Here is an 11,083-nt window from a genome sequence, read left to right as displayed (position 1 = left end):
ACGGGCATGCTTGGTGCCTGGAATAACGCTTGAATTGCCAGGTAGGAATGTATTCGACAATTCAAGCGGTTCAATAATCCGATTTTCAATCTCTTCCGCATARCTGTTTCCGGTTACTTTTTCAATAAGGATACCTAGTAATACGTATCCTGTGTTTGAGTAGGACCAGCCCTTTCCTGGGGCAAAGTCTGGGGGCATCGAAAGTCCAATCTTCACTARYTCTTCAGCSGTAWACGATTTTTTTGTATYCGTAAAAAAATCAGCKTCTTTTGACCTTGAGTATTCAGCGATACCACTTGTATGRTTCAATATCTGCCGGATAGTAATCTGTTTAGCATCATATCCGTTTCTTTGAATGACACCAGGCAACCATTTTTCGATGGAGTCGTCTAGATTCAGGCGGTTCTCTCCAGCTAATTGAAGTACAACCGTTGCGGTGAACGTCTTCGTCACGCTGGCAATGCGAAAGCGAAAATCTGTTTTCATTGGTTTCTTGGTGCTCAGATCCGCTACCCCAGCGGCATACCCCCACGTTTTTCCACCCTCAGAAGTTTTAGTAAGTATCCCCGGGAATCCAAATTGCAATGTATCCCGCATTGCTTGTTTGACGGAATTACGATCTCGCTCAGTGCTTGTKTGTRACGAACTAGATACATTTTGAGTGGGCTCTGCTTTTACAATTGAGGTTGGCGTTGTGTATAACAGGGAACTTCCAGCTATTAAAAGRGCCAGACTTGCAAATGTAATTTGACTACGTRTTTTCATAAGGNGCTTTTACAATTGAGGTTGGCGTTGTGTATAACAGGGAACTTCCAGCTATTAAAAGGGCCAGACTTGCAAATGTAATTTGACTACGTGTTTTCATAAGGCATTTCTCTCCTCTATTCACATTGTATAGGTGGTTGCTTGCTGTTTTATACTAACCACACAGCTATCATCTCCACCAATGACAAAAGGTCAACATTGAATTTGTAATCATCTTCATAATTATTATTTTTACAAACGCCATTCTGTCCTAACAAACGGTAAATCCCTCTTTTTCCACATGTATGTTAACCCCAGAAATTACTTCTTTTCCTTGAAACACTCTTGTTACTGGTTTGTTTTTCATATATAGGTCATATCTGTTCCGCCTTTCACGCCTCTTTATATTTTTATCATACATAATGAAAATCTCTTTTTCCTTACCTATTCCTTACAAATTCCTTACGTTCAAAATAGCTTCTATAATAGGGTAGAAGGAGCATCTGTGCCCGAAAGTTCAAAGTATTTTCCAATACATATATTAATCAAAAAGAAACACAGAGGTTTTTCACTTCTATGTTTCTTTTTGTCGTCCTTTAAATATTAAAGATTCGGTTTACTCTTAACAGGTGAATTCCGGCTCTTTTCTAATGTAATTTTTCTTCTTGCGATACAACACAAATGACATTGTGCTGCATGAAACACTCCAAAAATACGTCGAGCTTCCACCCCTCGTTCCATCATCTTATGTAATTGTCGTTGTTCATTTTGATCTTTTGTACTTACACGTATATATCCATAAATATTAGCCACTTTTGGTATTCCCCTTATATTTGTTACCATAATTATACCACTTTCGTTTATAAAGGTATTCATTAAAAATAAACGTTTAAAAATTAATCAAACCCACCTTTACAAACGATTTGTTTTTCATGAAAAATGTAAACATATACCTAAAGGTATTTCTTATTTTTGAACGTTCATAAAATATATTTTTGATATTCTGGACCGCTACTTTTTTTGTGGATTTATGTAGTTCTTAAAGGTGTACCTTTTGGCACTATCAAATCCTTATAATAAAAGGATTTATAGGTTAATGAAAGAAATGAAATTACAAGCCGTTATTCGTAAAAAGAAACGTAATTACGCTTATGCTAAGTCGAATGTAATTGTACCCAATATATTAAAAAGAAACTTCAGTACTGCCCAACCAAATCAAAAATGGGTAACAGATATCACTCATTTAATTTGGGATGGAAAAACAATTTTTTTATCTGTTATTTATGATTTGTTTAATAATGAAGTGGTTTCTTACAATTGATTTCTAAGTTAAATCCAATGATTACTCAAAATGGGCGAGCAAACGGAAAAGGATTTGACTTTAATAAAGATGCAGGTTTATTTGTATGTCCAGCAGGACATTTAGCAAAAAGAAAAAGTAAAAAACCAGATTCACATCCAGGAGCAAGTGCAAGAATGGTTTATTTTTTTGACGTTGAAAAATGTAAGGTCTGTCCACTCCGAGAAGGATGTTTTAAAGAAGGCGCAAAAAATAAAACCTATTCTGTTGCCATTAAATCAGAGGAACATTTAGACCAACAAGCTTTTCAAGAAACAGAAGAATTTAAACGCTTAGCTCGAGAACGCTATAAAATCGAAGCAAAAAATAGTGAGTTAAAAAATAAACACGGGTACGATCAAGCATCGGCTGCGGGTTTATTTGGCATACAAATTCAGGGAGCAACGACGATATTCGCTGTCAATCTAAAAAGAATCTTGAAGCTTCTGAATGAAAAAGAGTAATAAATAGACAAAAAAATAGGGCGTTTCCTGTTCAAAATTGAACAAAAAGCGCCTTATTTTTCTCTATAATGAATTTATTTATAAAAAACGCAAGTTTTTCAGTGCCCTCGTACAATACCGGACTCATGCCCAAAAGGTTGCCTAATGAAATAACCTGTCTAACTTTATGGGGTCACTTCACTTCATTAGGAACCGACTTTTTAATTTGGCTTGTTAAGCTAAGCCCCTATTGGGGGTAGTACCAGCGAAGCTGACACCACCCGTAATGTAGATGTAATTAAATTATTGATGACCTCGTTATATCCCTGCTGGGCAAAGGACTTGCGGCCATGCCCCTGCCCGCTTCCACTCCGTCCAACCAACTCCGCGTCACGTCCTGATTCCGCCCCAATAAGGTCGATGAAATTCACCAGCCTTTTTTAAACGAACGACGAACCGCGGGCTCGGTTTCAGTCTTCAATCTTCAATCTTCAATTGCTTGATAGACCGTGGTCCAGAAGTCTTGGATAACATGCGCTGAATCCGGAGTGGACATCCCAACTTGGGTGAACAGAATTCCGGTGAGCTGTTTGTCCGGGTCAGCGTAAGCTGCGGTACCGGTTCCGCCGTCCCAGCCGAACTGTCCGATGGACGCGTAGTCTCCGAGGTAGGTACGCACCGCCATCCCAAAGCCCCAGCCGCCTTGTATCCCTTGGCCAAACGACAAATGGACGTTGTTTTTAGCCAAGTCCTCTCGGAATGCTTGTTGTTCTGGCGTGAGTCGGTTGGTGGTCATCAGCTGGACTGCGGGTCGGGACAGGATTCGTTTGTTCCCGTGCATCCCTTGGTTCAACAGCATCTGTAAATACGCGTGATAGTCATCGACGGTCGAGAGCAGCCCACCGCCGCCTGCTTGGAATGCTGGAGGTTTGCTGTAACGTCCGCCTGCGGCCTCGTCCCACACGATGAACTCTCCCGTCTGCGGATCAGGGTTACAGGCGGGTGGCAGACGGTCAATCTTACTCTCGGGCACGTAGAAACCGGTGTCCTTCATCCCCAGCGGATCGAGGATGCGTTCACGCAGGAACGACTCGAATGTCTGACCTGTGACCCTGGCAATGAGCACGCCAAGCACTTCGAGGCTGACATGGTACTGCCACCGTTCTCCAGGCTGGTAGCTCAGCGGGAGTGTGCCCAAGCTTCGCATCCACTCATCGGGCTCTGGCAACTCCATCCCTGGCGCGTCGAATAATCCATTTTCGAAGATCGCATTTTGGATCGGGGAGCCCATCAAAGTCAGATCCACTCCAAGTCCGAATGTGGAGGTCAACAGGTCTCGTACAGTGATCGGACGCCGTGCCGGAACGGTGTCGTCCAGCGGACCGTCGGGGCGTTTCAGCACCTGCCGGTTGGCGAGTTCGGGCAACCATTTGTCTACTGGCTCGTCCAAATGCAGTTTGCATTCGTCGAGCAGGATCATTACCGGAGAAACCGTGATCGGCTTGGTAGTGGACGCAAGCCGGAAGATCGTGTCACGTCGCATCGGTGCACCACCATCATGCCGCATTGTACCGAGCGCTTCGACGTGCGTCTCACCGTTTCGGCTGACTAGGGCGACAAGCCCAGGAATCTTCCCAGAATCGACATGCTGCGCCAGTACGTTGCGCATTTTGCGCAGCCCTGTTTCGGAAAAGCCTTTGTTACTTTGTCCCATCATGAATCTCTCCTTTTTTTCCCATTTTCTGATGAACGAAAATCTTCTGTTGTAATCTTTTTCATTTGGTTTCCCTCTTTTTACTTTTTTATCAGCCCTATTGTTTTAAAACTACAAATTCTCTTTTGTTATTCATGCTTGAAAGCCCTTTGTCAAAAAGGTGGATTTGATGCATCAAAGAAAATGAATATTGGCAATCAAAATCTGACTCACTTCCTTTTCTGGGTTATCAGAATCGAGATATGTCCTGCACTTAGCATAGAGCCATGTGTTCATCAGACGTTTATTCTACAACCGTTGTCTTGCCCGCTCCATTTGAGCCCAGCAGTGCGAAAATTTCGCCACGCCGCACCTCAAAATCCACCCCCTTTAAGACTTCCTTGTCTTTAAAGGATTTTTTTAACCCTGTTACAGAAATCGCTGCATTGCTCATACTTTTTCCTCCTTATAAAAAGCGCCTTGCGGAGCTAGATTGCCTATACTCTTCTATTTAGTCTGACTGATAATCTGTATAACTTACTACCAGGTTAAAAATATAACTGAATAGCGAAGGTGGCAATTCACATTTGTAACCAGCTATTCAGTCGGTATTATCTATTGAATTTACTTTTTTCCCAATCGCTTCATGATACTCTGATTCAAATCTTCACGATACTTGGCGACATAGGTATTAGCGTTTGCTACTAGTTCGTCGGCAAAGGACGCCACGTCGTCCCCAGTGATTTCCAGCACTTGTCTGCCTTCCGCTGCACCGGCTTCGAACAACTCGATTAATTCATACTGCATGTGCAGCATATCCATCCCGTTGCCCGCTGAGAAATTCCACATGTAGTTTTGAATTTTCTTAAATACAAACTGGTAGTCCTCTGGCAGGTCTTCAACCCGTGCCATCATCATCCTGTATTCTTTTTTATCACCAATCATTTTTTTGAACATTTCCAACATGTTATTTTTCCTCCTTTTTTATAAAGCTGTCTTCAACCCGTGCCATCATCATCCTGTATTCTTTTTTATCACCAATCATTTTTTTGAACATTTCCAACATGTTATTTTTCCTCCTTTTTTATAAAGCTGAACAAGACACTCCAAAAATATAGGACGGAATATCTTATGAAGCTAGATTGACTTTAAGACGGTAATTTTTGATGATACAAAATCCCATTTTTTCCAAAACAATTCAAGTTCCTGGCGGCCAGCCTCATTAAGTGAGTAAAACTTGCGGGGCGGCCCCATATCTGACGGTTTCTGATACAAAATCCCATTTTTTCCAAAACAATTCAAGTTCCTGGCGGCCAGCCTCATTAAGTGAGTAAAACTTGCGGGGCGGCCCCATATCTGACGGTTTCTTTTCTATGTTCACTAGTTTTTTCTTTTCTAATCGCACGAGGATGGTGTAGACCGTCCCTTCCACGACTTCGGTAAACCCAAGCTCGTTCAGGCGGCGGGTAATCTCGTAGCCATAGGTTTCATGGCGACTGATGATTTCCAGCACGCAGCCTTCCAGCGAACCCTTCAGCATTTCAGTTAAATTTTCCATGTTCAGAGCCTCCTCTATTTTGTCTGACCTATATTCAGTATAACTTAGTACTAAGGGAAATTTTTACTGAATAGCTTTTGGGAAATCATGCTATTCAGTATTACTTATCACATGTACATTGTATCACTAAGTAGAAGAGGTGGTCAAATATTTTTCTTAAAAATATTTTTGCAACCTCACTATTCAGTGTAACATATTACAAGTATATCGTAATACATAGTAGACCGGTTGTCAACTGGATTTTCTAAATATTTTTAAAACCAGCTATCCCCATTGGATACAGCTTCCTTCCGAAGAAATGTTAAAGAGTATTTCCGAAATGAAAGAAGAACTTCGTAGACCTATGTTCTTAATAATCTCAGCAGAAAAGTAAATGTTTATTCTTATTACGACTGTTTTAGAATTTAAAGATACAAACGGCACTATTATAAAATATAAGAACTGATCATTTATAAACAACTTCCGATTTCGAAAATTATATAAAAAAGCCTAGCATGAATCTAGCTTTTTCTTTTTTGTTCAGGGGTGTTTCTTCTTCTTTATTTATCATGTTTTGAAAGTATACTTTTATTAGTGATTTTATAAAATATGAATGAATTGTAATAAACCCAGTAAAATCAAGAGAATGAAAGTAAACTAATATACAAAAGTTTACTTTCGAATAAAGAAAAAATTTCGTCTAATACGTTATTTATCAAGTGACAAACTTAACGCCCATACCTATAAATATATGTAAGATTTATTTGTTTGAATCTATCCCGCGAAAGGAGAGATTGAACGTTATGTAGTTAATAAAGCAGGTAAATGAGTGAAGCTACACTTAGCTTAATCGTTAGAGGGGATTTTTCCTATTTCATTAGTTTCTTTTAAAATAGCGAAAGCAATCGGGAAAAAGTTGATAAATTTGGGTTGAGAAAAAAGGGGGATAATATGTTTAAAAAGAGAAAATGGGGCCTTGTAGGAGTATTAGCATCGGTATTAATCATGTCCGCTTGTGGAAGCGAAAAGGTAAATCAATCTTATCAAAAGCCAGAGGAGAACAAAACAGTTTCAGTTACAGTCGAAAATAGAAATGAAACAGAAGCATTTAATTCAACAATTGAAAATGTGTTGAAAGATGCTCATTTAAGTTTTGCTAGTTTCAATGAAGTTCGGCTCAAACCAATAAATAGTCTTGCTTCTGAAGAAGTAGAAAAGATTAAAAAAATACGAAGAAGTGTCCCTACAATAACGAAAGATACAATGATGCAAAAAGTATTGCCACCAAGCGCAAAAGAATGGTTATTTAAAGAACCTCCTAACGGTGAGCAAATTAAAATTGGTGGTTTTGTTGCCAAAGTGTCAGATACGAAAACCCTAAATAATTATGATAAAATAGTTGAAGGTTTAAGATTGGATTATGAAGGTACACCGGAGTGGCCGAATGAGTACTTAACTTCAAGTTCAGCATTGGCAATACGATATAAAGCTACAGTCCCAGATAATTTCAAAATTCCATTCGGTGGTCAAAATAAGGAAGAAGCAACTAAAATGTTAAACGGTGATACAAGTATAGATTTTATGGATGTAGAACAAAAAGAACCATTTACCGGTAATGGTTTTACAAAAAGTAAGAACTATGTCATACCTGAATTTATAAATAAAGATAAATTGGATTTACATGAGAGTGCAGAACTTTATGAAATCAATAAAAATGGAGAAAAATTGATAGCTGTATATAGTGAAGAGGGTAAAAAATTTATTAGTGTGATTAAATAGGTTAGGAGAAATAATATGAGAAGAGGGAAACGGGCTGTATATAGAGGACAGGAATACGAATATATTACGAAGGATAATAAAATATACAAATTGTTTGTTAGAGAACAGTCACTGGCTCCAGATGATTTTGAATTAAATGAAAAAGGAAATTATCAAAATTTTGTTATGCGGGATGAATTAGATGAAGTTTATTATATAGAACAGTATGCCAAGTATAAGAGGCATACTTTTCAAATCTGGGAGATGGAAGGGGATCGAGTGTTATTAGGTGGAGCTAGCTCTTCAATCGCAAAAGAAGTAGGTTTTTCTCCTTCAGAAGTACCTTGGGAACGAGGGTTATATAAAAAATGGATTCCAAAGAATGAAATTGAAGATATATGGGAAGAAAAAAAACCTTTATAAATAACTTGAAGTGAACCCTTAAAACGGGACGCACATCAAAACACCACGACTTAATTCGCATTTTTTAGTATGTGAATTAAGGAGGTGTTTTGTTCATGTCCCACTATTTGTATTCACTTCAATTTGCCAAGTTTTTTTATTAGAAAAGGAATTTATATCTTTATGTCGAAATAAAGTTGAGGTAGAAAAAGGAGGTTATATGTGATATGACAATTACTACATATGAAATAGAAAAAGAATTTTTAGCGCATGTGAAAAAAATAGATAATTATGGTGAAGCATTAAGTCTTATGTTTTGGGATTTACGAACAGGAGCTCCAAAGAAAGGTGTGGATCAGCGCTCTGAAGTAATAGGAATGCTCTCATCAGAAGTATTCGCACTATCAACGTCTGAAGAAATGGAAAAGTATTTAAATGAATTAGAACAGCTAATTGCAGATAATAAAATTTCTGAAACAACGAAGAAAATTGTGGAAGAGTGCCGTAAAGAGTATGATCGAAATAAAAAAATTCCACAAGCCGAGTATGAAGAGTATGTCAAATTACAAGCAAAATCGGAAAGTGTGTGGGGAGAAGCACGTGAACAATCTGATTTTGAAATGTTCCGACCATACTTAGAAAAAATTGTTGAATATAAGAAGAAATTTATTACATATTGGGGTTATGAGACTTATAAATATAATACGCTTTTAGACATGTATGAGCCAGGTATTACGGTAGAAGTATTAGACCATGTATTTGGACAATTACGTGAGCGTATTGTTCCGCTGGTAAAAGATATTGCCGAATCAAATAAAGAATTAAAAACAAATGTGTTATTTGAACATTTTTCAAAAGAAAAACAAAAGAATTTTACTTTAGAGTTACTAAAACAATTAAATTATAATTTTGAGGCTGGCCGTCTAGATGAAACCATACATCCTTTTGAAATTACATTAAACAGAGGAGATGTTCGCATTACGACTCGCTATGACGAGAATGATTTTCGTATGGCAGTTTTCGGAACAATTCACGAATGTGGACATGCTGTTTATGAGCAAAATATTTCAGAGGAATTAGAAGGAACGCCACTTTGTGAAGGTACATCAATGGGAATTCACGAGTCGCAATCGCTATTCTTTGAAAACTTTATTGGACGTAATAAATCATTTTGGAAGAAAAATTATGATGTATTGAAACAATTTAGTGATGGGCAATTTGAAAATGTATCTGTAGATGAATTTTACGATGCTATTAATGAATCGAAGTCTTCCTTTATACGTATTGAGGCAGACGAACTTACATATCCTCTTCATGTTATGGTCCGTTATGAACTGGAGAAAGAATTATTTGATGGAACATTGGAAGTAAAAGATTTGCCAACAGCGTGGAATGATAAAATGGAGAGTTATTTAGGTATACGTCCAGAAACGGATGCGCAGGGTGTACTGCAAGATGTACATTGGTCAGATGGATCGTTTGGCTACTTCCCATCTTATGCACTTGGCTATATGTATGCAGCGCAATTTAAACATAAGATGTTAGAAGAAATTCCAAACTTTGATGCGTTATTAGAAGAAGGGAATGTGATACCAATTCGTGAATGGTTAACAAAAAATATTCACCAATATGGTAAAACGAAAAAACCATTACAAATTTTAGAAGATGTAACAGGTGAAGGACTAAATGCGAATTATTTAGCTGATTATTTAGAGGCGAAATATAAAGAAATCTATGGACTATAAGAAAAAATAAAATCATTCACATGAAATTCCAAAAAGATGATAAAAAAGGACGAAAATTCATTTATTCGTCCTTTTTTATCATTATGGCGTACCAATTATAATCCATGATGTGACAAATATAATAGCGTAAAGGAGATGAGAAAGATTTATACTTTCGAATTGATGAGGCAGGAACAAGCGGAAGATATTGCATATAATTGGCATTATGAAGGGGAATATTCTTTTTATAATATGGAAGCTGATGAAGAAGATTTAGCCGAGTTTTTAGATTCTAAAATGCGCGGAGAAAATACATTTGTTGTTTGTGAGAATAGTGAAGTATTTGGCTTTTTTAGTTTTAATAAAATAGATATTCATACAGTTGATATTGGTCTGGGGATGAAACCGGATATGACAGGAAATGGCCTTGGATTGAATTTTATAAAGGCTGGCTTAGGTTTTTGTAAAGAAACATATTAACCTAAGTATATAACGTTATCAGTGGCAACATTTAATGAAAGGGCAATAAAAGTTTATAAAAAAGTAGGGTTTGAAGTGGTTGGTACGTTTGTTCAAGAGACAAATGGTAGTTGTTTTGAGTTTTTGAATAGGATAAATATAGCAGTGATTGTTGTTCCGATTGTCATAAGCCAAAAGCCAATCCAGCCTGTTCTTCGGACACCTTTTGATAGGACACCAGTTGTTTTGCTCATACAAGCAAATAAGAAACCAATAATAAAGAAAGTTGTCAATACGAGCCCAAGTAATACACCATGTGTTGTCAAAACTTGATAGTAGCCAATACCAGCAGGTAAATTGAATTTCCCTGAGCGAACGAGAACTTGTAGTAATCCACATAAACCACCTAAAAATAGGGCGATAAATGCGATGTGAATATGAGCCATTGCTAATTTTGCATCTCGTTTACTTATTTTATCTTGCAGTGCAATCATTTTTCAGTCACCTCTACTTTCGTGCTCATCATATGATGGCCAGTACCACAATATTCATTACAGACAATTAAATAATCCCCAGATTTTTGAAAAACTTGTGAAGCTGTGCTTACATATCCAGGTTCAACCATCATATTGACGTTTGTCCCTGCGATTTCAAAACCATGTACAACATCTTTTGTTGCAACGACAAAATCTACTTTTGCACCTTTTGGTACTTTAATTATATTTGGTGTAAAAGAAAATGCTTGTGAAACGATGGTCACTTGATAATGATCTTTACCAACTTTCTTGACACCAGGGTGATCAAATGGTGCTGTTGCATGGACCTTTTCTGGATCAATGGTCGTTAAGCAACTCGGTGGTTTGTTTCCCATATAAAAGGCACTGATTCCTAAAACAGCTAAAAATACGAAGAGTGAACCAACGCCGAAAATAAGCCAGATTCTTTCGTATTTATGTAAGTGCATATCCCCATCCCCTTTTTCAA

Annotated in this window: 9 protein-coding genes and 5 pseudogenes; 6 read left to right on the top strand and 8 right to left on the bottom strand. The window is 37.7% G+C overall.

Annotated features, from left to right (window positions below; translation table 11 throughout):
* Together AZF08_RS17865 and AZF08_RS28935 are read right to left on the bottom strand one after the other, a co-directional pair.
* Window positions 1–765: serine hydrolase domain-containing protein (locus AZF08_RS17865; RefSeq protein WP_235604065.1), on the bottom strand; the 765-nt coding region annotated here is incomplete at its 3' end.
* A gap of 687 nt (window positions 766–1,452) precedes the next feature.
* Window positions 1,453–1,587, bottom strand: a pseudogene (locus AZF08_RS28935) (recombinase family protein); the annotation flags it as partial.
* Window positions 1,588–1,840: 253 nt separating this feature from the next.
* Between AZF08_RS28935 and AZF08_RS17855 the strand changes: the two are divergent.
* Entirely contained in the window at window positions 1,841–2,065 is a 225-nt protein-coding gene (locus AZF08_RS17855; protein ID WP_051725706.1) for a hypothetical protein, read from the top strand.
* A pseudogene (locus tag AZF08_RS17850) lies at window positions 2,056–2,547 on the top strand (transposase); the annotation flags it as partial. The gene AZF08_RS17855 and the pseudogene AZF08_RS17850, both read left to right, overlap by 10 nt.
* A 463-nt stretch (window positions 2,548–3,010) precedes the next feature.
* Here AZF08_RS17850 and AZF08_RS17845 read toward each other — a convergent pair.
* From AZF08_RS17845 to AZF08_RS17835, 4 genes and pseudogenes are all read right to left on the bottom strand, one after another.
* Window positions 3,011–4,240, bottom strand: a complete 1,230-nt coding sequence (locus AZF08_RS17845) for a serine hydrolase domain-containing protein (RefSeq protein WP_033674139.1) — start codon at window positions 4,238–4,240, stop codon at window positions 3,011–3,013.
* 289 nt (window positions 4,241–4,529) lie between these two features.
* Window positions 4,530–4,673: pseudogene (locus tag AZF08_RS28925) on the bottom strand (ATP-binding cassette domain-containing protein); the annotation flags it as partial.
* Window positions 4,674–4,843: 170 nt separating this feature from the next.
* Complete coding sequence (locus AZF08_RS17840) at window positions 4,844–5,185, bottom strand: DUF1048 domain-containing protein (RefSeq protein WP_063177330.1); 342 nt, start codon at window positions 5,183–5,185, stop codon at window positions 4,844–4,846.
* 256 nt (window positions 5,186–5,441) lie between these two features.
* Window positions 5,442–5,777 (bottom strand): PadR family transcriptional regulator, encoded by a 336-nt coding sequence (locus tag AZF08_RS17835; protein ID WP_063177329.1) that lies wholly within the window; start codon window positions 5,775–5,777, stop codon window positions 5,442–5,444.
* A gap of 930 nt (window positions 5,778–6,707) precedes the next feature.
* Between AZF08_RS17835 and AZF08_RS17830 the strand changes: the two genes are divergently transcribed.
* From AZF08_RS17830 to AZF08_RS17815, 4 genes and pseudogenes are all read left to right on the top strand, one after another.
* Entirely contained in the window at window positions 6,708–7,535 is an 828-nt protein-coding gene (locus tag AZF08_RS17830) for a hypothetical protein (RefSeq protein ID WP_033674135.1), read from the top strand.
* A gap of 15 nt (window positions 7,536–7,550) precedes the next feature.
* The gene (locus tag AZF08_RS17825) at window positions 7,551–7,937 is read left to right on the top strand and encodes a hypothetical protein (RefSeq protein ID WP_033674134.1); all 387 of its coding nucleotides are present in this window, start codon (window positions 7,551–7,553) and stop codon (window positions 7,935–7,937) included.
* A gap of 206 nt (window positions 7,938–8,143) precedes the next feature.
* Entirely contained in the window at window positions 8,144–9,661 is a 1,518-nt protein-coding gene (locus AZF08_RS17820) for a carboxypeptidase M32 (RefSeq protein ID WP_033674133.1), read from the top strand.
* Window positions 9,662–9,796: 135 nt separating this feature from the next.
* Window positions 9,797–10,246 (top strand): annotated as a pseudogene (locus AZF08_RS17815) (GNAT family N-acetyltransferase); the annotation flags it as partial.
* On the opposite strand, the pseudogene AZF08_RS28915 reads toward AZF08_RS17815, so the two are convergent.
* Both AZF08_RS28915 and AZF08_RS17810 read right to left on the bottom strand, forming a co-directional pair.
* Window positions 10,228–10,593, bottom strand: a pseudogene (locus AZF08_RS28915) (cbb3-type cytochrome c oxidase subunit I); the annotation flags it as partial. The pseudogenes AZF08_RS17815 and AZF08_RS28915 sit on opposite strands and share 19 nt — an antisense overlap.
* Window positions 10,590–11,063 (bottom strand): cytochrome c oxidase subunit II, encoded by a 474-nt coding sequence (locus AZF08_RS17810; protein ID WP_033674132.1) that lies wholly within the window; start codon window positions 11,061–11,063, stop codon window positions 10,590–10,592. The gene AZF08_RS17810 and the pseudogene AZF08_RS28915, both read right to left, overlap by 4 nt.
* Window positions 11,064–11,083 lie beyond the last annotated feature (20 nt).

Source organism: Bacillus gaemokensis (genome assembly GCF_001590835.1).
Lineage (GTDB): Bacteria > Bacillota > Bacilli > Bacillales > Bacillaceae_G > Bacillus_A > Bacillus_A gaemokensis.
Note: the sequence above shows the minus strand (reverse complement) of the source record. Positions and strands in the feature narration are given on the sequence as shown.

What these genes read in the sequence shown, in the direction of transcription:
- AZF08_RS17855 (WP_051725706.1), top strand. Translation starts at nt 1,841, where the DNA reads ATGAAAGAAATGAAATTACAAGCCGTTATTCGTAAAAAGAAACGTAAT.
- AZF08_RS17845 (WP_033674139.1), bottom strand. Translation starts at nt 4,240, where the DNA reads ATGGGACAAAGTAACAAAGGCTTTTCCGAAACAGGGCTGCGCAAAATG.
- AZF08_RS17840 (WP_063177330.1), bottom strand. Translation starts at nt 5,185, where the DNA reads ATGTTGGAAATGTTCAAAAAAATGATTGGTGATAAAAAAGAATACAGG.
- AZF08_RS17835 (WP_063177329.1), bottom strand. Translation starts at nt 5,777, where the DNA reads ATGGAAAATTTAACTGAAATGCTGAAGGGTTCGCTGGAAGGCTGCGTG.
- AZF08_RS17830 (WP_033674135.1), top strand. Translation starts at nt 6,708, where the DNA reads ATGTTTAAAAAGAGAAAATGGGGCCTTGTAGGAGTATTAGCATCGGTA.
- AZF08_RS17825 (WP_033674134.1), top strand. Translation starts at nt 7,551, where the DNA reads ATGAGAAGAGGGAAACGGGCTGTATATAGAGGACAGGAATACGAATAT.
- AZF08_RS17820 (WP_033674133.1), top strand. Translation starts at nt 8,144, where the DNA reads ATGACAATTACTACATATGAAATAGAAAAAGAATTTTTAGCGCATGTG.
- AZF08_RS17810 (WP_033674132.1), bottom strand. Translation starts at nt 11,063, where the DNA reads ATGCACTTACATAAATACGAAAGAATCTGGCTTATTTTCGGCGTTGGT.